At 39.4% G+C, this 26028-nt stretch carries 11 protein-coding genes and 1 pseudogene; 5 read left to right on the plus strand and 7 right to left on the minus strand.

The annotated features are described in order from the left end of the window. Window positions 1–1989: a MacB family efflux pump subunit gene (locus tag ACFIMP_RS03660; RefSeq protein ID WP_375674775.1), complete on the plus strand. Its 1989-nt coding sequence runs from the start codon at window positions 1–3 to the stop codon at window positions 1987–1989. A gap of 1177 nt (window positions 1990–3166) precedes the next feature. On the opposite strand, the pseudogene ACFIMP_RS03665 reads toward ACFIMP_RS03660, so the two are convergent. Continuing rightward, window positions 3167–3353 (minus strand): annotated as a pseudogene (locus ACFIMP_RS03665) (integrase); the annotation flags it as partial. Between the two features lie 725 nt (window positions 3354–4078). Between ACFIMP_RS03665 and ACFIMP_RS03670 the strand changes: the two are divergent. Next, entirely contained in the window at window positions 4079–9037 is a 4959-nt protein-coding gene (locus ACFIMP_RS03670; RefSeq protein ID WP_375686000.1) for a DEAD/DEAH box helicase, read from the plus strand. 1340 nt (window positions 9038–10377) lie between these two features. On the opposite strand, the gene ACFIMP_RS03675 is transcribed toward ACFIMP_RS03670, so the two are convergent. The 5 genes from ACFIMP_RS03675 to ACFIMP_RS03695 all read right to left on the minus strand — a co-directional run bounded on the left by ACFIMP_RS03675 (window position 10378) and on the right by ACFIMP_RS03695 (window position 17606). Then, the gene (locus ACFIMP_RS03675; protein WP_375677816.1) at window positions 10378–11046 is read right to left on the minus strand and encodes a YdcF family protein; all 669 of its coding nucleotides are present in this window, start codon (window positions 11044–11046) and stop codon (window positions 10378–10380) included. A gap of 4 nt (window positions 11047–11050) precedes the next feature. Next, a complete protein-coding gene (locus ACFIMP_RS03680; protein WP_375613168.1) occupies window positions 11051–12004 on the minus strand; it encodes a cell division protein FtsX in 954 nt (317 codons plus the stop codon). Then, entirely contained in the window at window positions 11997–12656 is a 660-nt protein-coding gene (ftsE, locus tag ACFIMP_RS03685) for a cell division ATP-binding protein FtsE (RefSeq protein WP_273723097.1), read from the minus strand. Before ftsE ends, ACFIMP_RS03680 begins: the two co-directional genes overlap by 8 nt. Window positions 12657–13189: 533 nt before the next feature. Further along, window positions 13190–15133, minus strand: coding sequence for an acetate--CoA ligase (gene acs, locus ACFIMP_RS03690; RefSeq protein ID WP_375686001.1), 1944 nt, complete (start codon window positions 15131–15133; stop codon window positions 13190–13192). A 1783-nt stretch (window positions 15134–16916) separates the two neighbouring features. Continuing rightward, on the minus strand, window positions 16917–17606 hold the full coding sequence (locus tag ACFIMP_RS03695) for a YggS family pyridoxal phosphate-dependent enzyme (RefSeq protein WP_375686002.1): 690 nt from the start codon (window positions 17604–17606) through the stop codon (window positions 16917–16919). Between the two features lie 166 nt (window positions 17607–17772). Here ACFIMP_RS03695 and leuS point away from each other — a divergent pair, with 166 nt between their 5' ends. Together leuS and lptE are read left to right on the plus strand one after the other, a co-directional pair. After that, complete coding sequence (leuS, locus tag ACFIMP_RS03700) at window positions 17773–20415, plus strand: leucine--tRNA ligase (protein WP_375686037.1); 2643 nt, start codon at window positions 17773–17775, stop codon at window positions 20413–20415. Then, window positions 20402–21010, plus strand: a complete 609-nt coding sequence (gene lptE, locus ACFIMP_RS03705; protein WP_375628707.1) for an LPS assembly lipoprotein LptE — start codon at window positions 20402–20404, stop codon at window positions 21008–21010. The genes leuS and lptE overlap by 14 nt, the downstream gene beginning before the upstream one ends. Here lptE and fsa read toward each other — a convergent pair. Continuing rightward, complete coding sequence (gene fsa / locus ACFIMP_RS03710; RefSeq protein ID WP_375613172.1) at window positions 21007–21660, minus strand: fructose-6-phosphate aldolase; 654 nt, start codon at window positions 21658–21660, stop codon at window positions 21007–21009. The genes lptE and fsa overlap by 4 nt on opposite strands. A 1150-nt stretch (window positions 21661–22810) precedes the next feature. Between fsa and ACFIMP_RS03715 the strand changes: the two genes are divergently transcribed. Continuing rightward, window positions 22811–25006 (plus strand): primosomal protein N', encoded by a 2196-nt coding sequence (locus ACFIMP_RS03715; protein ID WP_375686003.1) that lies wholly within the window; start codon window positions 22811–22813, stop codon window positions 25004–25006. Window positions 25007–26028 lie beyond the last annotated feature (1022 nt).

Here is a 26028-nt window from a genome sequence, read left to right on the forward strand (position 1 = left end):
ATGAGCACAAATCAAGCAGATGCTGTCTTCGTCTTGGAAAATATTGTGCGCAAATTTCCTGCGGGCGAAGCGTTTGTTACCGTTTTGAAAAACATCAATCTTACCATTAAACGTGGTGAAATGGTGGCAATTGTAGGTGCTTCCGGTTCAGGTAAATCGACCTTGATGAATATTTTAGGCTGTCTTGATCGTCCAACTTCTGGTCGTTATTGGATCTCTGGTAAAGAAACAGCTTCCCTTTCTGCGGATGAATTGTCGGCTTTGCGACGTAATCATTTTGGTTTTATTTTTCAGCGTTACCATTTGTTGAATGAATTGACAGCTCTTGGTAATGTTGAAATTCCGGCTATTTATGCGGGATGTGCCGTGGAAGCAAGGAAACAGCGGGCACAGGATCTTTTAACGCGTTTGGGCATGGGTGATCGGATAAATCATCGTCCAAATCAGCTTTCTGGTGGTCAGCAACAACGTGTTTCTATTGCTCGGGCGCTCATGAATAATGCGGAGGTCATTCTTGCAGATGAACCAACTGGTGCATTGGACAAAAAGAGTGGGCAAGAAGTATTGCATATTTTGGATGAACTTCATCAAGAGGGGCGTACCATTATCATTGTAACCCATGATATGCAGGTGGCTGAAAGAGCAGAGCGTATTATCGAAATCAGTGATGGGGAAATTATTGCTGATAAGCAGTCAAGGGTTGCAAAAACAAAAGTTGGTGGAAAATCTTTTCAGGAACAACAAAATCTAAAAGGCCAACAAAAACTGGGCTTTTTTCGTTCTTTTGTTGAGCGATTCCGTGAGGCGTTTGTGATGGCTCTGTTGGCAATGAATGCACATCGCATGCGGACTTTTCTAACAATGCTTGGGGTGATTATCGGTATTGGGGCGATTATTGCTATGGTGGCTTTAGGGAATGGTACACGAGAGAAAATTCTGGAAAATTTTAAAAGTTTGGGTACTAATACATTAACCATTTTTCCTGGTAAAAGTTTTTCTGATCCACAAGCAGAAAAAATAACCAGTTTGGTTGAAGCTGATGCAGAAGCCTTGTCTGGATTACCTTATGTTTCTGGTGTGACACCACAGATTTCAGCAAGCTCGAAAGTGCGTTTTGGTGCAGTTGAAGTCAATGCCATTATTGCGGGGGTGGGAGAACAATTTTTTCAGACACAGGGGCTCAAAGTTTTCAAAGGACAGTTTTTTGATCAAAAAAGTGTCCATGATCGGGCGGTTGATCTCGTGATCGAGAAAGAAGCATTGTCTGTTCTTTTCCCCCATAGCCATGAAAGCCCCCTTGGAAAGGTGGTGAATGTGGGTAATGTTCCTGCGCGTATTATTGGTGTTGTTGATTCGCAAAATAATGCAAGTGGAGATACATCAAATACTTTACAGCTTTATTTACCCTATACAACAGTGCAGACGCGTTTTCTTGGTACAACAGAAGTTCGTGCAATTATTGTTAGGATTGCTGATGATATTGATTCATATTTAGCGGAGACCATGATAAAACGTTTTCTCATTATGCGGCATGGCGGGGAGGATTTTTTCATTAGAAATTCTGAATTTTTCCGTGAACGTGTTATGGAGAGTACAAATATTTTAACACTTTTAATTTCTTCAATTGCAGCTATTTCCCTGGTTGTGGGGGGTATAGGGGTGATGAATATTATGTTGGTCACTGTTTCTGAGCGGATCAATGAAATCGGCGTGCGTATGGCAGTTGGTGCACGGCAAAGTGATATTTTACAGCAATTTCTCATTGAAGCGATTTTGGTTTGTGTGATTGGTGGTGGTTTGGGAATCTTGCTTGGACTTTCTATAGGTGGCTTGTTTCTTCTGTTTAAGGCACCTATTCATTTGGTTTATACTATTGAATCGATCATTATGTCTCTTACTTTTTCAACCCTCATAGGAATATGTTTTGGCTTTTCTCCAGCGCGGCAAGCTTCACGGCTTGACCCTGTTGTCGCTCTTTCACGCGATTAAGCTTTATCAATTGGGGCATGTTTGTTCGTGATGCTTTCCACTTGGATGAAGCATTTATGAAGCGAAACATGAATGGAAAAAGTTTAGCATTATTTGCTGCTCTATTTTAGAAAACGCTTTGTTCATTAAGTGGAGCGTACCACTAGAGGTGAACGTTTTATAGGGCACCCCATCATGTGAGATATGGTAGGCATATAAGCCTTCTTGAGGCATTAAATGTTTTGAGAATGCATGATGAATATTTTAAATCTTTCTTGTCGAGTCTTATGGAAGTAAATCCTATTAAGGAGAAATTAAATAGAACCCGTTAGAATGAGATTGCTTGCAGACTGAATTTTGTTAAAAATTCTCGTCTTCTGAGATGTGAAGAGGAGGACAAATAAAATATACTGCGCGACGATTCTTAAGATTTAACCTAAAAAGAGGCGGGGGAAGTGAATAGTATATCTGCTAACAAACAAAAGAACAAAAAAGAAGGTTGATGCCAAAAACAGCTTAAACCTCCGTTCTTCCAAAAAAATGAACTGGTATCGAGATAGTTGAGCAGTTTAAGAGGTTTCGTTTAGTCTTTTTAAGATTTTCGGAAAAGAGGTTATGAGGATTTCTCACTTTTAGTTTTGCAGAAGGTGGTGCAAATTATAGGTGTTTAGGTTTATGCAAATAAATTATGATCGTGCTCAAGTTTTAAAATGTGACCTAAGACACAGCCATTTTCTGTTCCTTTATGCGAGTAACTTAGCTTTCTTTAGAATATTTTGTTTAAGGCATCGCTTTTTTCTGCCTTATCTCATGATTTTGGAGCTGAAGGATAAACAAGCCATTTGAGTTTCTAGGGTAAGGATGCCGTCAGATACTCGGTAGGGGGCGTGATCTTAAGAACTAATACCGTGAGATGCGGGTTTGATTTCATGAGTTTGGTGAGGACAACAAAAAGTTTGAGAGGCGGATAGCTTCTTATTTTGAATGATGTATGAATGAAAGGGGCTTTCATTTATTGAAAAAGAATAAGCTCATATTCAGCAGATGTGAGATGAAGTAAGAGCATCGTAATACCAAGCTGCAGTTATGCTGCTAAAGAACATAATGGCGCTAGTGATGAGCAATGGTATGTCTAGTTGGTATGGTATTCTTCCTCCTGCTACAAGTTCGATACAGAGCGCCATTGTGTTGCACATTAACACTCTTGTTTTAAAGAAACATTTTTCAAGGTATCCAAGCCTATTTTGCGACGCTGTTCATGGTAAATCTATTGAGCACCTCCATCTTTACGCTTATGAAGTAATAAGCCGGCACCATCATTATATTTGCCAGCTCGTGGGTGTTGCGATAGACCTTGCATTAAGGCGGCGGTTCATAAGAGCCATTTTTAGTCATTTCTTGTACAGTTTTTCTCCACACACTCATCCCGCTTGTGATGTGCAAGCGGGTGGTTTTGATTGATTCAAGACAAACAGATTTGAAATGAGAAAATCTTACGTTATTCAGAGTTCTAATTTAATATGAATGACGCTATATTATCATTATAAATCAATATATTGTACATATAAAAAGAATTCTAAAACCACCCGCTATAAAGTATAAGAAGCGAATAATTAGTCTACGAAAGAACAAAAGACAAAGAAATATTTCAAAAATCAATATTTTGAATATCACGACTAATATTTTGCGTATTATAGTGAACTTATATGCATGATCGTTCGTAAAATGCGCTGTTTTGTGTGTGGAGTTTCTTCCTTGGTGTCTTGTGTGTTCGCAGGTGTCCTATCCATTTCCTCCTCTCATTCTTAAGCTAAATCCTAAAATTATTGCGCACTTTATTGTGTATTCTTAACAAAAGGCAAAAAATATTTTCAAAATCATCACGCCTTACCGTTTATTTCCATAGGGATATAGACATCAATAAATGCGTCATATGATTTGGGGGATACTCAAAAAGATCAAAAGATTCTCTCTTGTTTAATTAAGCATAGAAGAAATATCTTAAAATCAAGCAATTTTAAGCTTTTTTTAAGTTTTTTGGGTAGAACAAGAGGCATTAATGAATTGGTTTAGATTCGATAGTTGAAGGTATTTTTCATTGGGGAGAAGCATGACGCTGCAATCGCTTTTACAGAGCTATCGTGATGAAGCGCGTACCGAACGAGATAAAGGTACATATTTTGAGCGTTTTGCTCTTGCTTATCTGACACATGATCCTCTTCAGTCTGGGTGTTATGAGAAGGTTCAAACCTTTAAAGATTGGGCTCATGAAAATGATTGGGATGGTCGTGATACTGGTATCGATCTTGTGGCAAAGCTTCGTGATGGAGGGGGTTTTGCGGCAATCCAATGTAAATTTTATGATGCAGCCTATCGAATTAAAAAAGCAGATATTGATAGTTTTATTTCGGCATCAGGGAAAGCTCCATTCAAGCGGCGTGTTATTATAGATAGTACTGAAAGTACTTGGAGTGATAACGCTGAAACAATGATACGGGGGCAGGATATTCCTGTTATACGGATTAATCTTTCCGATATACAACAAAGTCCGATCCGTTGGGAAACTTTTGCAGCCCAGGGCAAAGTTGTTTTGGAGGATAAAAAGAAAATCCGTCCACATCAATTGGAAGCATTGCGTGATGTGCGTGCTGGGCTTGCTCAAGCAGATCGGGGGAAGCTTATTATGGCTTGTGGTACTGGTAAGACATTTACCAGTCTTAAAATTGCTGAGGATTTGGCGGGTGAAGGCAAGTTTGTTTTGTTTCTTGTTCCTTCCTTGGCACTGATGTCACAGACGGTTCGTGAATGGACAACGGATGCAGGAATCGGATTGAGATCTTTTGCTGTTTGTTCCGATACACAAGTGGGAAAGCGTCGTAAAAATAGTGATGATGTTGCTGAAATTGATGTGTTTGATCTTGCTTTTCCGGCGACAACCGATGCTGCTAAACTTGCAGAACAGGTGGCGAAGAGTGTTGCAGATAAGATGATCGTGGTGTTTGCAACCTATCAATCTATTCAGGTGATTGCTGATGCTCAGAAAAACTATGGTTTGCCAACATTTGATCTTATCATTTGTGATGAAGCGCACCGTACAACAGGGGCAACGCTGGTGGGCGAGGATGAATCCAATTTTGTTAAGGTGCATTCCAATGATGTTATTCGTGCCAAGAAACGCCTTTATATGACAGCGACACCACGTATTTTTGGTGATAACGCAAAAAGTCGCGCGAATGAAGTTAATGCTGTTCTTGCTTCTATGGATGATGAAAAGCTTTTTGGTAAAACACTTTTTTATCGGGGTTTTTCATGGGCAGTACAAAATGATCTTTTAACAGATTATAAGGTTATTGTCTTAGCAATGGACGAAAAATTGGTCAGTTCCGCTGTTCAGAAGCGCCTTAGTGATAGCGATACTGAGCTTATTCTTGATGATGCAACAAAGATTATTGGCTGTTATAAGGCTTTGACAAAACAAAATATGAAGGCTGATGTTGGTGCGGATTTATATCCTATGCATCGTGCTTTAGCGTTTTGTAAAACTATTAAAAGTTCTGAACTTGTGCGTGATGAGTTTTCTACGGTTGTTAGAGAATATCTTGATTATACGAAAGAGGATACAGAAAATGAGCATTTTCTGAAGTGTGAAATTGAGCATGTTGATGGCACTTTTAATGCGAAGGATCGTGGTGCATTACTTGACTGGTTGAAAGCTGATAGTGGTGAGGATGTTTGTCGTATTTTGACCAATGCTCGGTGTTTGTCTGAGGGGGTGGATGTTCCGGCTCTTGATGCGATCATGTTTTTAAATCCACGCAAAAGCCAGATTGATGTTGTGCAAGCGGTTGGGCGGGTGATGCGTCGCTCTGAAGGTAAAAAGATGGGATATGTCATTTTGCCAATTGGTATTCCTCCTGATACTCCAGTGGAACAGGCTTTGAACAACAATGATAAATATCGGGTTATCTGGCAAATTTTAAATGCTTTGCGTGCGCATGATGATCGTTTTGATGCGACGATTAATAAGGCATCCCTCGGGCAAGATATCAGCAATGTGATTGAGATTATTGGTGTCACGCAGAGCACTGAGTTACAGGCTGTTACGGCTGTTGTAGACAATCTTCCGGTTCGCTCACAGCCTGCACGAGCGGGAATTGGAAGTCTGGAGCATGATTGCTTTCTTACAGAGCAGGTAAACGAGGAGCTTTCTTTCTGCGTAGATGAACTTTCTCGTGCGATTTTGGCAAAGATCGTTAAGAAATGTGGGACACGTGATTATTGGGAGGATTGGGCGAGCAATATTGCTGAAATTGCTAAGAATCATATCACGCGCTTAACAGGCATTCTGGCAGAGCCAAATACTGAGGCGCGTCAAGCCTTTGACAGGTTTGTGGCAGAACTGCGTGATGACTTAAATGATGCTGTTACAGAAGCTGATGCGATTGAGATGTTGGCACAGCATATTATCACGCGTCCTGTCTTTCAGGTGTTGTTTGAAGGCTATCAGTTCACACGTGAGAATCCTGTCTCGCGTGCTATGCAGCGTATGCTTGATGTGCTTGATGAGGCAAATCTTGATAAGGAATCCAAAGATCTGGAAAAATTTTACGCAAGTGTAAAATTACGAGCCAGTGGCATTACGGATCCAAAAGCAAAACAGAGGTTGATTGTAGAGCTTTATGATAAGTTTTTTCGTTATGCTTTTCCACGCACTGTAGAAAAATTAGGCATTGTTTATACCCCCGTCGAGGTTGTGGATTTTATTTTGCACTCTGTCAATGATGTATTAGAGCAAGAATTTGGGCAAACGCTTGGCTCATCGGGTGTGCACATCATGGATCCCTTTACTGGAACGGGGACTTTTATCACACGGCTTTTACAATCGGGTTTGATAAAACTAGAGGAGATGAAACACAAATTTTGTCGTGAAATTCATGCCAATGAAATCGTGCTTTTAGCCTATTATATTGCAGCCATTAATATTGAGACGACCTATCATGGTCTGATGGGGGGCGATTATGTTCCGTTTGAGGGAATTTGTTTGACCGATACATTCCAGCTTTATGAGCAAGAAAAAGACCTGATCAGTGATTTGCTGGTGGATAACAGTACACGTCGGGCGCACCAGAAGGAACTGGATATTCGTGTTATTGTTGGCAACCCCCCTTATTCTTCTGGACAAAAAAGTGAAAACGACAATGCGCAGAATATTGGCTATCCTAAATTGGATCGTCGCATTCGTGAAACTTATGCTGCTCAATCCAAAGCAAGCAATGTTAATGGACTTTATGACAGTTATATTCGTGCCATTCGTTGGGCAAGTGATCGCATAAAAGACTGTGGTGTTATTGGTTTTGTGACAAATTCAGGTTTTATCAATGGATATTCTACGAGTGGATTACGAAAAGAATTGAATGAAGAATTTTCGAGCATTTATGTTTTCAATTTGCGTGGTGATATTCGCAAAAATATGATGAGCAAAGGAGCTGCTCGAGAAGGGCAAAATGTTTTCGGAAGTGGAAGTATGGCAGGAATCGCTGTGACACTATTTATTAAAAATCCAAATGTCACGGAGCATTGCAAAATTCACTATTACAATATTGGTGATAATCTCACGACAAAGGAGAAATTATCTCAACTTCAGCGGTTGGGTAGTGTTGGCGGTATCAAGCGTGAACACGGCTGGCAGATGATTACGCCAGATGAATATGGCGATTGGCTGAATCAGCGCAACAGTGATTTTAAAAAATTTCTGGCCTTAGGTGATAAGAAAGGCAGTGATAAAAAGCTCTTTGAAACGTTTTCTCGTGGGATTATAACTACTCGCGATGCCTGGGCATATAATTCAAGCCGTGAAAATCTAGCGAAGAATATGCGTAACACGATAACTTTCTATAACAATGAAGTGGAACGTTTTAATAATGTTTATGCGCATTCTGACCGCAAAGCACGTGCAAATGCTGTGAACGATTTTGTTGATACAGATACCCAAAAAATCAGTTGGAGCAGTAGTCTTAAAGAGGAATTGGTAAGAGGAAAGTTTTCTGAATTTGAAAGTAATTGCTTAGTTCAAAGTCTTTATCGTCCTTTTACACAACAATGGCTTTATTATAACCGTACTTTTAACGAAAGAGTATATCAAATGCCGCGTATATTCCCTATGAAGCAAGCGGTTGAAAACAGAGTAATACAAGTTACGGGAGTTGGAGCAAGCAGTGGATTTTCTGTTCTGATGACTAAGAATTTATCTAATCTTCATGCAATGGATACTGGTCAATGTTTTCCACGGTATGTTTATGAAGATGTTGCACCCTTAGGAGCTAAAAAAGGGAATCAGGTTCATTTGTTTGCAAATTTTGCAGAGGAAAGCAAAGAAACTGGTTTACAGCGGCGTGATGCTCTTACGGATGAAGGGTTGGCTTATTTTAAGGCAGCTTATCCTGGTGAAATGATTACAAAGGATGATTTGTTTTATTATGTTTATGGGATTTTGCATTCTGAAGATTATCGTGCTCGTTATGCGCATAATCTGTCTAAACAATTGCCGCGTATTCCAACAGTTAAAAAGGTAGAGGATTTTTGGGCTTTTGTTACAGCGGGGCGAAAGCTTGGTGATTTGCATATGAATTATGAAGAAGTTGAACCCTATCCCGTTACCTATAAACAGGGTGATCCAAGAACTTGGGTGATTTCTGATGAGAAGAGTTTTTATCGTGTTGAAGCAATGAAATTTGCTGGTAAGCGTGGTGCTATTGACAAAAGCACAGTGATTTATAATGCGCATATCACGATGCAGAATATTCCTCTTGAAGCTTATGAGTATGTGATCAATGGCAGGCCTGCTCTTGAATGGGTTATGGAGCGGCAGGTTGTCAAAACGGATAAAGCGAGTGGGATTGTGAATGATGCCAATCGCTATGCTGTTGAAACGGTGGGTAATCCAGCTTATCCATTGGAATTGTTTCAGCGGGTTATTACTGTAAGCTTGGAAACAATGAAAATTGTGCGCAACCTGCCAAAATTGGAAGTGAGAGAAACTGAAAAGGTTAAATTATCCATTGTGCGGTAAAAAAGTGTTGAGTCGTAACAAACTGGCACTATCATACACCTTGCCAGCTCGTGGGTATTGCGACAGCCCTTGGCACTTGAGACAAGTCCATAAGAGGCATGTCTTTCTTGTACAGTTTTACGCTGCGCAGGCTCTCTTCCTTTGTGATGTGCAAGAAAATGGTTTTGATTGATTCAATAGAGAACAGATTTGAAATGAGAGAATCTGATGATATTGAGAGCTCTCATTCAAGTTGTAGCGTAATAAATTTTCATTATAAATCAATATATTGTATGTGATAAAGCACCTTAGGCAGTGAGGTCGCTAAAATTATGACGCATGAGCTTTAGCGGCAGTGATGAATATTCTCAGGCAGGGTTTTCTTATCGAGCTTTATGTGAGTAAACCATATAAATGGAGAAGCTGAGTGGAACCTGTCCAGAGAAAGTGGATTGTTTACAAATCGTTGCTAATAAGAATCGTCGCCTTTTGAGATGTTGAGAGGAAATGACAATTCTCATGAAATCTGTCTTTTGAGGTGTTCTGATATTGAAGTGAGCAGGTGGAACGCGTTAGACAAGAAGCTGAGTTATTATTGTTTACAGATCAATAGAGTTTAAAAGTTTTCGTTCTTTTTGGGAGAGGAAACCAGACAAAAGGTGATCTTAGAGAGCGAAATGATTTCAAAAAAGATTGCGATAAAAAACGTAGGGTATTTGTCGCGGTGTGCGTTTTGAGCTTATTTCTATCTGTGATCTAAAATGCTCTTATGAAGATGCTTTTTAGAATAAGAGATTGTTACTAATATATTGACTTATAATGATAGTTTAACATTCTCTCTGTTGAATGAGAAATCTAAGTATTATAAATTTTCTCATTTTAAATCTATTAAAATTACTTCTTTGCATGTCATACGAGGTTGGTATGTTCGTGTTTAAGAAAGGCGTAATGCATGCCTCTTACCAATCATCCCAAGAGGTTTAAGAGCTATCGTAATACTTGGGAGGTGGCAAAATATAGGGTGAGGCGGTTTGCATTTTTTATGAAGGGTAAAGAGGGTGGTGTCAATAGATCTCCTATAATAAGTCGGGAGATCTTATAGTTGTCTGGGGACTCTATTTACAAGAGCTTATAATATTGGGATGGCATGTACAGATCCGCGCTGTGAGATATGTTTGGGATGTAAGAGATGTTTTGGGTGAACGTGCAAATACAGTGACACGTGCATTGGGATGTTCTGCGTTGTATGAGGGTAAGCTCTGTCGAGTTTTTATAGAGGCAACTCGTGTGGAAGGGTATGAAAGAAAGGTATGAAGAGGTCAGAAGATGGCAAGGTTTTTAAAAAGTCAGAAGGATAAAGATTAGAATGCGGTTCTGATATAGACTTGGAGCGTTTTAATATATTGGAATATAAGAATGCGGATTTGATTGATCTGTTGTATTGCACTTTCAGCATTGTTCTTTTTAACAGGATAGGCAATGAAATGGATATCAGGCATTAAATATTTAAGTTCTCGCATTGAGCGCCACACATGGTAATCATGGGTGACGATATAAAGGGTTTTATAGTGGTGTTTTTTGATCCAATCGGCGCTTTCTTTAGCATTTCCTCTGGTGTTAATCGCTTGATGTCCGATGTCAATACAACAGGAGATAAGCCGTGGGGTAATATGCATGTTGTGCATGAGACTTTTCAGATTGGTTGTGGTGTTTACGCCACTGATGAGGAGACGTGAACCAAACCCCCTTTGTAAGAGATTAAGTCCTGTCTCTATTCGGTTTTCTCCGCCTGTAAGCACGATAATGGCATCCGCTTTGGGGAGAGGTGTTGGGGGAGAAAGTCGTTCAGTTTTTTCAGAAAAAATAATAAAACCGCCCCAGAAAATTAAAACAATGATTGAAAGAGTAAGGGTTGTCGGTGGAAAATAGCGAAATAAAAAGCAGGGAGACCAATTATTATAGTGGGTCCGTTTTGGAAGAGGACGTTCTAAATTGTTTTGCGTCAATGAGTTGAAAGTATTGTAAGTCATAAAATTAAAATAAACCGTTTTCACATTGATCAATTTTTTTCAGTTGCGCTAAAATAGTCATGCGGTTTGTAAGGGTGGTAAGAAAAGAAACGAAAATAATAAGAAAAATGATTTTTCCGTAGGGGATGGAACTTATGGAAAGATGTCCAAACAAAGCTGTTACTTGGCTAGCTTCTACTCTTCCCAAGTTATAATTCGTCCAGAGACAAAAGGCTGAAAATAGAAATATGCTTGTGAGACCACCATATAAAGCACCACGCAGCGCAGTTTTAAAAAAATGCCAGTCAAATTGGCGAGCAATGAAAAGAGTTTCAGTACCAAGGAAATATAAGACATTGATAATATGTGTATTTTCTGCCAATGCATTGCGGGTGGCAAAAATGATGGTGAGGATAAGAGAGCCTAAAACCAATGCTAAAATTGAAAAACCAATGAAAACAGTGGTGTGTGCCATGGTCGCAAAACGATGAACCCAAACACGGTGATCATCAAATTGACCTCCTGGAATTTGGGTTTTAATGGCGTGATTAATGGCTGCAAAATTGATTTTTTCATCCCCATTCAGGGTCACAATGATGAGGCGGGGAAGGGGTAGTTCATTGACATTGAAGCCTGTTCCAAGCCATGGCTCCAGTAACTTTTCTGTAGCTTTTTGGTCAACAATTTTTGCATCTTGTACACCAGAAAATGTTTTAACCAATTGTACGGCATCACGGAGTGCTTTGTTGATATCAACATTGTCAATGGGGCGTATTTGTATTGTTGCTTCATAGCTAATCTGATTACTCCAATTTTGGGCGGCACGTTGGACCAAATCAACACCGATTAAGGTGAGGCTTGAAAGAAATGTCATAATAGCAATCACGGCAACTAATGCTTTTCCAGAAATATTACCACTGGGAATAATCGCTGTTGTATTTTTTTTATTGCTTGTAAAAATGGGGAAAGACTTATTCATGAATCGTCATCCGTCCGTTATGGAGAAGCATACGCCGTGCTGCAACTTGTTCCATTAAGGCAATATCATGGGTGGCAATGATAACAGCCGTTCCAAAACGGTTTAATTCAATAAACAAACGGAGGAGGCGTTTTGCCAAGGGCGGATCGACATTTCCGGTGGGTTCATCGGCAAGTAGAATTTCAGGTTGATCAATGAGTGCGCGTGCAATGGCTACCCTTTGTTTTTCCCCACCGGAAAGAACCGGTGGTAAAACATGAATATGATCTCCAAGACCTACCCAACAGAGAAGATCTTCCACTTCACTGCGATAGGTTGCTTCTTCTTGTCCTTTAATGCGTAAAGGTAAGGAGACATTTTCATAAGTGGTCATGTGGTCGAGTAAACGAAAATCTTGAAAAACCACCCCAATACGTTGTCGCAGCGCAGGGAGCTCTTGTCGTTTGAGTAATGCTGTGTCTGTTCCAAAGAGATCAATATGACCGCGGGTGGGTTTGAGTGCCAAAAACATAAGACGCATCAGCGACGTTTTCCCTGCTCCAGAGGCACCTGTGAGAAATTGAAATGATCCAGGAGGAATATGAAAGCTAATATCACGAAGGACCTCAGGGCCCATTCCATAGCGTAGGCCGACATTTTCAAAATGAATCACTTTTTATTATTACTCCTGATTTTATATTGCATCATTTATTCTAAAAACTCTTACTTTCATTGCTTTAGATTTTTGTTGTAAGCTTGTTTATTTTAGATTTCATGGTTTTCAATATTTTTTATACACCCTCGTTATAGATAAATATTTTTGCTCAAGAATATTATCACTTATACTTTCTTTTTTTAGCCTTATTTATGATTTTAGCAGGAATTTCAAAGGGATTCTAGCATAAACATCAGAACTATTTTTCCTTCTTACTCAGAAGCTTTTTTTGCACTGAGTGGACATTGGGTGATTTTAAAAAGCTATGTTGCTCTTTTTATCTTACTTTCTTATTCTTGTTCGTATCCCAATCCTGAGGTTTTGGCTTAAATTATTTCTTACCTCTCATGAAGAAAAGCGTTTGTTGTTAGAATGATTGAGCTTTTCATGAATTGTTTTGTTTTTTATTATCCTCGGTGGTTTTCGTAATAATGCTGAGATAATTTTAGCAAAAAACAAAAACCACCGTATGTTGTATTTCGTCGTGTTTTTTAGTTTTGTCGGTTGGCAATCAGATCTTCAACAACTTGTGGTTCGGCAAGAGTTGAAATATCTCCGAGAGTATCAAAATCGTTTTCAGCGATTTTTCGTAAAATACGTCTCATAATTTTCCCTGATCGCGTTTTGGGAAGCTGCGGAGCAAACTGAATTTTATCCAATATGGCAATAGAGCCTATTTCTTGTCTCACATGCTTGATAAGGTCTTTTTGCAATTCTTCACTTGGCGCTGTTCCTTCCATGAGGGTCACAAAACTATAAATTCCTTGTCCTTTAATGGGATGCGGGTAACCCACAATAGCTGCTTCTGATACAGAGGGATGAGAAACAAGAGCTGATTCAATTTCAGCGGTTCCTAATCTGTGCCCCGAGACATTGAGAATGTCATCAACTCGTCCTGTGATCCAATAATAACCGTCGCTATCGCGCCTACAGCTATCGCCTGAAAAATATTTTCCTTTATAGGAGGAAAAATAAGTTTGAATAAAGCGTTCATGATCCTTATAAAGTGTGCGCATTTGTCCTGGCCATGAATCACTGATACAAAGAGTGCCTTCTGCTTCACCTTCTAAAACATTGCCTTGGGCATCAACAATTTGGGGTTGAACACCAAAGAAAGGACGTGTGGCCGATCCTGCTTTGAGGGGGGTTGCACCAGGCAAGGGTGTGATCATATGCCCTCCTGTTTCCGTTTGCCACCATGTATCGAGAATCGGACAACGGTCATTTCCAATTATATGATAAAACCATTCCCATGCTTCTGGGTTAATAGGTTCTCCTACTGTGCCTAAAAGACGCAACGATGTTCTGTCTGAGTGTTCAACAAACGAATTTCCTGCTCCCATTAAGGCGCGGATAGCTGTTGGTGCGGTGTAGAGTGTATTGACTTGATGCTTGTCGACAATTTCCCAGAATCTGCCTTTGTCAGGAAAGGTTGGTGTGCCTTCAAACATTAAAGTGGTCGCACCATTACATAAAGGTCCATAAACCAAGTAAGAATGGCCGGTTATCCAACCAATATCAGCCGTACACCAGTAAACTTCATCGGGGTGGTAATCAAAAACATATTGGTGAGTCATCGAGGCAAAAACAAGATAGCCTGCTGTGGTATGCAAAACACCTTTAGGTTTGCCGGTGGAGCCTGAAGTATAAAGAATAAAAAGCGGATCTTCAGCATTCATGGGTTCTGCTGGACAAGCTGTTTTGGCATGAGCTATCTCTTCGTGGTACCAAAAATCCCGCCCCTCTACCCATTGAATGGGTCCACAAGTCCGCCGTATAACCATGACTTGGTCCACCTGCACGTTTTGGCGCGCGGCTATCTCAATGGCATGGTCAACGTTGTCTTTTAAGTTGATCCTTTTGCCGCCACGCAAGCCGTGATCAGCGGTAATCATAAAGGTTGATTCACAATCGACAAGGCGTCCTGCTATTGCTTCAGCAGAAAAGCCAGCAAAAATAACCGAATGAATAGCTCCAATGCGAGCACAAGCAAGCATGGCATAGGCTGCTTCGGGAATCATAGGAAGATAAATGGTTACTTTATCGCCTTTCTTAATGCCACGACTTTTCAAAAGATTAGCAAAACGACAAACATGTTCATAAAGCTCGTTATAGGTTATTTTTTTATCATGATAAGGATTATCTCCTTCCCAAATGAGCGCGATTTTGTCTCCATGGGTTTTCAGGTGGCGATCAATGCAATTATAGGTAACATTTGTTATCCCATCTTCGTACCATTGAATGGAGACATCTCCGTTAAAAGAAGTGTTTTTTACTTTTGTAAAAGGTTTAAACCATTCAATGCGTTGACCATGTTTGGCCCAGAAGCTTTCTGGATCATTGATGCTTTCTCGATACCATTGTTGATAAGTTTCCTCATCGAGTAAAGTATTTTTTTTGATCTCTTCTGATATTGGATAAATTTTTTCAGTCATGTTTCCCTCTTTTTATTGTTTGGAAAAATCTGCCTCTGTATTTTTGTATGGTTATATTTGTGGCAGAGTTTTCCCAAAAGCTTTTCATTATGAGGTTAGACTAAATGACAAAGATTAGAATAGTCAATTTTTAAATCTGATACGTTTTTCTTAAAAAGGTATTTTATGCTTTTAGGATATTCAAATATGGCAAAGACTATTGCGGTATAGAGCTTTTTATAAAAGCACAAAGGCACTAAAAAATATCATATAAAAAGGGAGATGAAGGTGCTTTATTGATTATCGCTTTAAATGTTTTTTATTTTGTATTCCCTTATTTAAAAAAGAATAAGTTTATTAATAATTAATTAAACCAAAATATCAGAAATAATGAAAAGAATTACTGTATATAAAGTTTATTTTATATTTACTTTCCAACTGTAACTACCACTTTTAAAAACCAATAGCATATATAGGGATAAAGACAATGAGAATACAAAACATTCTTACGATTTCATAACAAATATTCATTATAAAAAAATCCTGATTATAAGATGTGATCCACAATAGATATCTCTGAAAATTATTTTATGCACAGATGTAGATATTTAATTTTGGTATATTCTTACAAATATACTTACAAAATTATTTAACTTCAGAGATATCTTTGTTGCCATATGACCGAATGTGTTGAATGAACCAAACATATTAATTCTCCTTAATTATCCACATTAAAAGTAGTATCACAATGATACATTTCAAATGGTTATTACGTATTTTAGATCATTGTCAAAGATAAATTTTAAAAATGGAAATAAAAATACTATATAAATCATATATATGTTATGTATATATTAATTTTTTTCTTAAAAAGATAATAATATTATTTATAATATTTTAAAATATAAGAAATACCCCATGGTTTTTCTTAATTAAAGTTTAAAATCAGAAAAATTGCGCATATGAAAAGTTGAAGTTTTTCTCTTTGTTTACGAGAAAGATAAAGAAATATCGTTATTGAAATCGGTCTCATTGCCATTGTTTTTCTTGCATGTATTATGCGCACATGCATGGGATTCGTTCTTTTATTTTTCAAGCGGATATTGACTGTATTTACGCTTTGTAGAGCATAGAAAGCCTCTATGCTATCGTTGACCTTATAGATTGCTATTCATGTTGTTTAGCGCGGTTCTTGGCGCTCTATTGGGTATTTGAGATGTTTATTTTGCTCAAGTGACTTACATGAAAGAGTTTTGTTACTGTATTATGCAACCATAAACCTCTTTTTGTCTGCTTTATGCCATTGGTATGTGGGGAAATTGTTTACGCGTGTTGGAGAAGTTTAAGAGAATTCGTTGTTTTTGATGGAAATCATTGCGATAATCGTATTAAATATTCTTTTGCAATTATTTATTTCGCGACAGTTTTTTCATTCATGCGCAACGCCCCTCTTATCATTTTGCTTTTATATAAGGATTTATTTTTTATGTTGCTTTTGCTGGAGAGGCGGTCAGAGGGGAGTAAAGTAGAAGCAATGTGCGAGAATATGAGAGCAAAATTGTAATGCTATTTTGAAGCTATTGTACGGGTTTTGGATGTGCCGGTGAGAAATTTGAGAAACCGGCTTTTTTACTTATTTTGCTAACAGGATGAAAGAGGGGCTGGAATCTTTTTTGTTAGAATTGTTCTTTTATTAATATTGAAGGAAATATTTTTTCTCATTTCTGCTGTTTTTGGTTTGTTCGTAGAATCTTCAATGGGAATTTATTGAAGGGGGAATAGATTTATATGAGGGAAAATTGTTTTACACGGGGCGTTTTCCAAATAAAGCGGAGCCAATGCGAAGGATATTAGAGCCAAACTGTAGAGCGGTTTTGAAGTCACTGGACATGCCCATGGAAAGCTTTGGAAGACCTGCTTGTTTTGCTAATTTTGCTAAGAGCGCGAAATAGGGGCCGGGGTTTTCGTCGACAGGGGGGATGCCCATAAGTCCGATGATATCGAGTCCATAGTTGTTTTTGCATTGAGAAACAAAAGGGATCACTTCTTGGGGTGCAACACCACTTTTTTGCGGTTCTAATCCAATGTTAACCTGAACGTAGCAGGGGAGATGCCTTTTTTGCTTTTCCATTTCTTCAGCTAGGCTTTTGGCTATTTTTTCACGGTCAACCGTTTGGATGACATCAAAAAGTTTTACCGCCTCTGCCGTTTTATTTGATTGTAGGGGACCGATGAGATGGAGTTTAATATTTTCAAATTGTTGACGTAAAGCAGGCCATTTTTGTGCTGCTTCTTGTACGCGGTTTTCTGCAAACAAAAATTGGCCTGCTTGTAAAATGGGGCGTATATCAACAGCAGAAACAGTTTTTGAAACAGCGATAAGTTCAATTTCTTCTACAGGGCGTTGTAACTCTTGGCATATTGCTGCAATGTCTTTTTGAAGGTTTTGCCATGCTTCAACGGAAGGGGCATCGAGGGGCGTTTGTGTATTCATGTTTTTGTGCTTTACCTTTTTTGTTCAAGAGTTGGTCGTTTTTTTTTAAAGTTTTATAAAATACTTAGGGAAATATTTCACGAAAATGTTGACGATGAGGTTAATCCATGGTCAAGCATAATAAAACAAGTTTTTGGTTCTGTTTTATTAAAAGAGTATAATGGGAATGACAATTGGACATTATAATATAGGCGAACGCTATAATCCACGTGCGAGAGAAAAAAAATGGCAAGAAATTTGGGATGAAAAGAAAATTTTTCAGACTCTTCAAGAAGATGCTCGTGAAAAATATTATGTTTTAGAAATGTTTCCTTATCCTTCTGGCCGTATTCACATGGGGCATGTGCGCAATTATGCCATGGGGGATGTGGTTGCACGCTATAAACGCGCCAAGGGGTTTAATGTGCTTCATCCCATGGGGTGGGATGCTTTTGGGATGCCGGCTGAAAATGCCGCTATGCAAAATAAAGTGCACCCTAAAACTTGGACCTATCAAAATATTGCGGTGATGCGTGGGCAATTAAAACAATTAGGGCTCTCGATAGATTGGACTCGGGAATTTGCGACTTGTGATGAGGAATATTACCACCGACAACAAATGTTGTTCCTTGATTTCTATCAAAAGGGGTTGGTAGCACGTAAAGTGGCTAAGGTGAATTGGGATCCTGTTGATCATACTGTTTTGGCCAATGAACAGGTTGTTGATGGGCGGGGATGGCGTTCTGGTGCGTTGGTTGAACAACGTGAGTTGACGCAGTGGTTTTTCAAAATTAGCGACTTTAGTGAAGATCTCTTGGCAGGGCTTGAAGAGCTGAACCAATGGCCGGAAAAAGTTCGCACCATGCAAAAAAACTGGATTGGAAAATCACAAGGTTTGCTGATTCGTTGGGCTTTAAAGTCGGCGGGTGATGCTGGTGATGTTTGTGAGAAATTTGATGAGGTTGTTTGTTATTCAACGCGTCCTGATACACTGTTTGGTGCCTCCTTTTTGGCTCTGTCTGTTGATCATCCTATTGCACAAGCTTTGGTAAAAAAAGACAAAGCGTTGAGTGCTTTTATTGAAAATTGTCGGTGTGGTGGAACGACAACGGCAGCACTTGAAACAGCTGAAAAACAAGGGTTTCTCACGCCCCTTTTGGCTGTTCATCCTTTCGATTCAACAGTACATATTCCCGTTTATATCGCGAATTTTGTGCTTATGGACTATGGAACAGGGGTTGTTTTTGGTTGTCCAGCTCATGATCAGAGAGATTTCGATTTTGCGCGTAAATATGATCTTCCAATAAAACCGGTGGTTTTACCAAAAGGAGAGCAAGCAGAAGATTTTGTCACACCTGAAACACCTTATACGGGTGATGGGGTGATGATCAATTCTAGTTTTTTGGATGGTTTGACACCCCGACAAGCTTTTGAAGAAGCTGCTAAAAAGCTTGAAAAGCAAATGCTCAATGGGCAACCGCAAGGGAAGAAAACAGTGCAATTTCGTTTGCGTGATTGGGGGATTTCACGTCAACGTTATTGGGGGTGTCCCATTCCGATGATCCATTGTACAACTTGTGGGGTTGTTCCTGTTCCACGTGCCAATTTACCGGTTGTGTTGCCTGATGATGTTACTTTTGATCAACCAGGAAATCCTCTTGCACGACATGAAACATGGCAAAATGTTACTTGTCCTTCCTGTGGTCAACCTGCCAAACGCGAAACCGATACCATGGACACATTTGTTGACTCTTCTTGGTATTATGCACGCTTTACGGCTCCTTTTGCGCAGGAACCTGTTGACAAACAAGCAACAGCTGAATGGTTGCCTGTGCAACAATATATTGGTGGAATTGAGCATGCCATTTTGCATCTTCTTTATGCGCGCTTTTTTATGCGTGCCATGAAATTGGTCGGTCATGTGACGGTAGATGAGCCTTTTAAGGGGCTTTTTACCCAAGGGATGGTGGTGCATGAAACCTATCGAGATGATCAAGGGTGGGTTTCTCCAGCAGAAATTTCGATTGTTGAAAAAGATGGAAAGCGGTGTGCTTATAAATTAACCGATCAAAGTGAAGTGACGATTGGTTTGATTGAGAAAATGTCAAAATCAAAAAAGAATGTCGTTGATCCTGATGATATTATTGCATCTTATGGCGCTGATACTGTGCGTTGGTTTGTGTTGTCAGATTCTCCTCCCGAGCGGGATGTCATTTGGACAGAATCTGGTGTTGAAGGTGCACATCGCTTTGTACAGCGTGTTTGGCGCCATGTGGCTGTGAGTGCTTCTATTTTAAAGGATGTGGCGCCTTGTGCAGGGCATCAGGGGGCGGCTTTGGAACTCTCAAAGGTCGCACATCGCACGCTTTGCGCTGTAGAAGATGATTTGGAAAAATTCGCTTTTAATCGGGCTATTGCACGCCTTTATGAATTCTTGAATATTATGGCGCCGTTGTTAAATAGGATAGAAAGTGTTGACGATGAAATGAAAGCTTCTTTACGTCAAGCTATGGATTTTTTTCTTGCTATGATTGCACCCATGATGCCCCATTTAGCAGAAGAATGTCATGCTGCTTTAGGGGGAAAAAATTTAATATCTGCGCTTGCTTGGCCTATTTATGATCCCACGTTAACCGTTGCGGAATGCTATACTTTGCCAGTACAAATTAATGGTAAAAAACGTGGTGAGGTGAGCGTTGCAGCAACTGCTGATGAGGTGATGATTAAAGAAGCGGTTTTGGCGTTAGATTTTGTAAAGGCGCAGCTAATTGAAAAGCCTGTGAAAAAAATCATTGTTGTTCCACAAAGGATTGTGAATGTCGTTTTTTAGAAGTTCTATTCTTGTCATTTTAGCTGGTGTATTCACACTGTTGTGTGGATGCAAAGTTGAACCGCTTTACCGTCAAGAGTTGCAGAGTGCAATGACAATGGATTCTGCTTCTTATGGGAATCCTGCTTCTGGATACCCTTCTGGACAAGCTTCTTTGGGATTAGCGCAAAAGCTTGCTTCTATTGTTGTGGAAGAACCTTCGGATCGTTTTGGACAAATGGTGCGCAACCATCTGCTTTTTCTTTTGTATGGAAATGGTGCTAAACCTTCTCTACCTGCTTATCAATTGGCATTACAGATATCCGTCTTTACAAGAGAATCTATGCAGATAGAGGTTGATTTCGAGAAAAAGAGAAAGGGACGACCTTCTGTTGGAACTGTTATGAGCAGAGCTTCTTACACTTTGCAGGATATGAAAAATACTCTTGTTGCAAAAGGAACAGCAATGATGAATGCATCTTTTGAGCGACTTCGTCAAGAATATGCAACGCTGCAAGCAGAAGAAGATGCAAAAAAACGTGTTGCGGAAGAGTTGGCTGAACAGATCTTTTTGTTACTTTCAAAAGATCTTTCCAATAAAAATTCTAGATATTAAGCAATATTTTGTCCTGTTTTTTTCCAGTCGTCGAGGAATATTTGCAACCCTTTGTCGGTGAGAGGGTGTTTGACCAGTGCTTTTAAGATTGCTGGTGGAACTGTTGCAATGTCAGCACCACTGAGTGCTGCTTCTTTGACATGATTAACGGTGCGGATTGAAGCGGCCAAGATTTGTGTTTCAAAGTTATAGTTATCATAAATTGTGCGAATTTCATGAAGCAGTTCACTTCCATCATTTCCACAATCATCAAGTCTACCAATAAAAGGTGAAACGAATGTTGCGCCTGCTTTGGCGGCTAATAAGGCTTGATTGGCAGAAAAACAAAGTGTGAGATTTGTTTTTAGTCCTGCTGCTGTGAGGGCTTTACAGGCTTTTAATCCATCGAGTGTTAAAGGAAGCTTGATACAAATATTGTCGGCAATCTTTGCTAAAACAGCTGCTTCTTTCATGATGCTTTCAAATTCCGTTGCTGCAACTTCAGCAGAAACAGGTCCGCTAACGAGAGCACAAATTTCTTTTGTAACATCAAGAATATTGCGTCCTGATTTTAGGATAAGAGAGGGATTGGTTGTGACACCATCAACAAGGCTTAAATTCTGTAACTCTTGAATTTCTTCAATATTGGCGCTATCCACAAAAAATTTCATCTCTAACCTCTTCTTTTTAGCTTTATCCTATTTTTTGTTATGCGCTATTGTTGACTGCAAAAGCAAGAGAAAGAATTAATATCTGTGTAAAGAACAAGAATGCTATGGTGTTAATCATGTACCCGTTTTCGGTAAAGAAATATGATTTATCGTTTCCACACCCATTTCATAGTGTTACTCGTGATAAGGTATAGAATTCATTGCGTACCAACATTTTTGCGTATTGGCATCTTTGCGTAGCGGTGTTTTTATATTTATGGAAATAAGCTAGCATTATCAAACACTTTGCTCATTTCCTATTTGCGATTGCTCTTGATATTTGAGAGTGCATCATAAGATACCTTCCTTTTTTAGGGGGTATGTTTAACTTTGTTTTTGATGAAAGCGGATGGATTTATTTTGTCGTAAAACACTGTTGAAGAACGCCTGTAAAATTTTACGCATGAAGGGTTTTTTTATGGTCAATTACATTGATTTATTCTGTGTTCTCCATTCTTCAACAATACGCTTTTGTGCTGCTTGTATTGTTGCTTGATTCTCAATCAAGCTGAAAGATGTATACACGTGTTTTCACGTTTTGGCACAAAGCCAAAGTGAATATTGTAACGGCTCCATTTGCAATATTATTCTCCCTATAATTAAAATCATGGGATACTCTTTCATCAATAAGGATTTACAAATGTTCCTCGATGGGGTTGAAATGAGAAAAATTCATCGTATTGAGGGTTTTATTACAATAGGTAAAATGATGATTATATCTTTATAAATCAGTTTGTTGAAGATAAATTGAGATATGAGGCGGTAAAAAAATAAAAGTGTGCGTTGGGAAGAAGTCATACTATGGGATCGCTTTGTTGAAGGATGCACTTAACCGATAGCATGTTGAATGCTTAATAGTGATGCGCTTTATTTGCACAGAAGAATGGCGCTGTTTTTTTTGCTATAGAGTTTTTTATTATAGACGATGAGATTGGTTCTTTTATTGGCACTTTGGTGATGAAATGAGTATTAAAAAGAATTTTTGTTAGAAAAGTGTTGTAATCGGGGGGATTGAATCCTGCAATGAATTTTATAAGAGTGTTTAAAGATTAAGGTTTAGGCCTGTTGGTGTTCAATAGGTCGTAGATTGGTTTAAAAGATGAATTCAAACATGATAGAGGAAAAGATTGTATCCGTATTGGTTCCTCTTCCTGTTGCTCACGCTTATAGTTATAAAGTTCCATCTTCTATGGAGGTGAACGTTGGTTCCTTTGTTCGGGTTCCGTTGATGGGGCGTGAGCTTTGCGGTTTTGTTGTGGACGTTGGAGAGCAGACAGCCGATGGGCAAAAGTCTGCTCCTGTGGCGCGTGAAAAATTACGCTCTCTGCTTCATGTTTTTGATTGTCCCCCATTAAAGGCAGAAATGATCACATTTTTGCGTTTTGTTAGTCGCTATACAATGGCACCTTTTGGTCTTGTAGCACGATTGGTTTTGTCGGTACCGGCTGCTTTAGAGCCGGAAGCGCAGATGCTGGGTTTGCGATATTGTGGTGGAAATGTAGAACGTCTCACACCAGCGCGATCACGGATTTTGGAATTGCTGCGTAATGAGAAGATATGGACACGTTCTGGTCTGGCACATGCGGCTGGAACTTCGGTTTCTGTTGTTGAAGGTTTAAAAGCGCTAGGAATTTTTGAAGATGTTAAGGTTCCTGCTCCTGATCTTGTGGCAATGCCTGATCCTGATTTTTGTCCCCCTCAGTTGCAGGGAGCGCAAAATGAAGCAGCAACATTATTGCGGGAAGGTGTTTTATCTTCTCAGTTTCAAGTTTTTTTGCTTGATGGTGTTACCGGATCAGGAAAGACGGAAGTTTATTTTGAAGCGGTCGCTCAAGCTTTCAAAGGGGGCAAGCAGGTTTTAATTTTATTGCCGGAAATTGCTTTAACTCAGCAGTTTTTAGATCGTTTTTATGCACGTTTTGGCGCTGCGGCAGCAGAATGGCATTCTGATCTGACGCCACGTCGTAGAGAACGCGTCTGGCGGCAAGTTGCAGAAGGGCGGGTGCGTGTCGTTGCGGGGGCTCGTTCGGCACTTTTTCTTCCCTTTCATGAGCTTGGCTTGATTGTTGTCGATGAAGAGCACGATAGCGCTTATAAACAAGAAGAGCGCATTTTTTATCATGCGCGTGATATGGCTGTTGCACGGGGCTCTTTTGAGCATTTTCCTGTTATTTTATCTTCAGCAACACCGTCGATTGAAAGCCAAGCCAATGTTTTAAAAGGGCGTTATCAAAAGGTGCATTTACCTTCCCGTTTTAAAGAAGTTGCACTTCCACAGTTGCGGGTGATTGATATGCGCCAAGGAGGAGTGCAAAAGGGGCGCTTTATTTCCTTTGCTCTTGAAAGGGCTTTAAAACAAACGCTTGATAAGGGCGAACAAGCTCTTCTTTTTCTTAATCGTCGTGGTTATGCACCTTTGACTTTATGCCGAATTTGCGGACATCGTTTTCATTGTACCGATTGTTCAAGTTGGTTGGTCGAACATCGTGCGCAAGGGCAACTGAAATGTCATCATTGTGGATATCATGAACCACTTCCTGAAGCCTGTCCTGAATGCGGGACATTAGATCATCTTGTGGCTTGCGGACCGGGTGTGGAAAGAATTGCCGAAGAAACACAAATGCTTTTTCCTCAAGCGCGATCATTGATTCTTTCAACAGATCTCAAAGGAGGGATTGGGAAGTTGCGAAGCGAATTACAAGCCATTGCAAATGGCGATGTGGACATTATTATTGGAACACAGTTAGTCGCTAAAGGACATCATTTTCCCAAGCTCTCTCTGGTTGGTGTTATTGATGCTGATCTTGGTCTTGCCAATGGCGATTTACGCGCAAGTGAACGTACCTATCAGCTGCTTTCTCAAGTTACCGGAAGAGCAGGGCGTGTGGGATTGAAAAGTTTAGGATTATTGCAAACTTATCAACCAGATCATCCGGTCATCAAAGCCTTACTTGCATGCCAGCCAGAAGATTTTTACACACGTGAGATTGCAGCGCGTCAGCATTATCATTTGCCCCCCTATGGGCGGCTTGCCTCTTTGATTGTGTCTGCACAACAGCGCCAAGCAGCAGAATATTATGCGCGCGCATTGCGTCAGGCAGCGCCACGGGAAAAAAATATCTCGGTTATGGGACCAGCAGAAGCGCCTTTGGCTTTGGTTCGGGGGCGTTATCGTTTTCGGCTTTTGCTGCAAGGACAGCGTTCTTTTGATATACAAGGGTTTATACGTGCAATGCTTAGCGGTACACCCAAAATGCCCAGTTCCGTTCGGGTTCAAATTGATATTGATCCGCAAAGTTTTTTCTAAAACCAGTATCGCATAAAGTGAAGGTCTCTTTGCTTAAGGTGCTTTACTTGAACTCTTATATTATTCAGAATAAGCATCCAGGCAGCAAAATATGATACATGTCCATTGCATTAAGTGGAGCCACGGGAAAAAATATCTTTGTTATAGAACCAGCAGAAGGGCCTCTCTTCTTCGAGGGCACTATCATTTCGGCTTTTACTTCTTTTTTGTATGAGGGACAGTATTCTTTTGATAGGCGGATTATAAGGGCTGAAAATGCTTAGTTGTACACCCAAAATACCCAATTCTATTCGCGTTCAAATTGATATTGATCTATGTTTCTTCTAAAATCAGTGCAATATAGTGCCATATAAAGTGAAGCTACGCGGGCTTAATGAAGGGCGTGATTTTGATAAAAAAATTTGAAAAGAGAGAATTTGTCGATATTTGAAGCTTATCCGGTATGAAAAATGATATATTATCATTATAAATCAATGTTTTGTATATTTAAAGAGTGTGCTTACAAGAAAATATTACTTGGTGAAATTTTTTAAAAGGAGTGGGTATTTGAAGAAAAAAGAGCAATGTTTTCTTTAATTTTTAGGAGGATATTCATTATTTTTTCTTTCTTATCAGTTTGAAATAATAGACTTTTTCAATCGCAGCTGCATCTCATTAAAGGTCTTGTGGTGATAAAGGGAGTGTTTTTGGGAGAAGAAGTATTTTATTATGGTGGCAAGGGCATTTGAAGAAAAATCAAAGAGAGTGAAAAAATCGCTCAGAGAATGTCAAAAAGAGGCATAAAAAAACTGTGATGCCATCCTGTATATCTAAAAAAAATGCTTTTCAAAAATATTTTGAATATTTTATTAAAATTTTTAAAAAGCAGCGATTTGTGGTGTTGCGAGTCGGCTATGTCTATGCTAGAAACCAAGTGATTTTTGTTCTAGGTTTTAAGAAAAAGATTCTTAAGATTGAGAATGTCTGTTTCATTTCATCTGATAACTATCAGAGAGTCGCTCAAGGGAAAGAGGCGGTATTTC

It is taken from the genome of Bartonella sp. AP65SXKL (genome assembly GCF_042195725.1).
Lineage (GTDB): Bacteria > Pseudomonadota > Alphaproteobacteria > Rhizobiales > Rhizobiaceae > Bartonella.

Coding starts and splice junctions, on each gene's coding strand:
- ACFIMP_RS03660 (WP_375674775.1), top strand. CDS start 1: ATGAGCACAAATCAAGCAGATGCTGTCTTCGTCTTGGAAAATATTGTG.
- ACFIMP_RS03670 (WP_375686000.1), top strand. CDS start 4,079: ATGACGCTGCAATCGCTTTTACAGAGCTATCGTGATGAAGCGCGTACC.
- ACFIMP_RS03675 (WP_375677816.1), bottom strand. CDS start 11,046: ATGACTTACAATACTTTCAACTCATTGACGCAAAACAATTTAGAACGT.
- ACFIMP_RS03680 (WP_375613168.1), bottom strand. CDS start 12,004: ATGAATAAGTCTTTCCCCATTTTTACAAGCAATAAAAAAAATACAACA.
- acs (WP_375686001.1), bottom strand. CDS start 15,133: ATGACTGAAAAAATTTATCCAATATCAGAAGAGATCAAAAAAAATACT.
- ACFIMP_RS03695 (WP_375686002.1), bottom strand. CDS start 17,606: ATGAATACACAAACGCCCCTCGATGCCCCTTCCGTTGAAGCATGGCAA.
- leuS (WP_375686037.1), top strand. CDS start 17,773: ATGACAATTGGACATTATAATATAGGCGAACGCTATAATCCACGTGCG.
- lptE (WP_375628707.1), top strand. CDS start 20,402: ATGTCGTTTTTTAGAAGTTCTATTCTTGTCATTTTAGCTGGTGTATTC.
- fsa (WP_375613172.1), bottom strand. CDS start 21,660: ATGAAATTTTTTGTGGATAGCGCCAATATTGAAGAAATTCAAGAGTTA.
- ACFIMP_RS03715 (WP_375686003.1), top strand. CDS start 22,811: ATGATAGAGGAAAAGATTGTATCCGTATTGGTTCCTCTTCCTGTTGCT.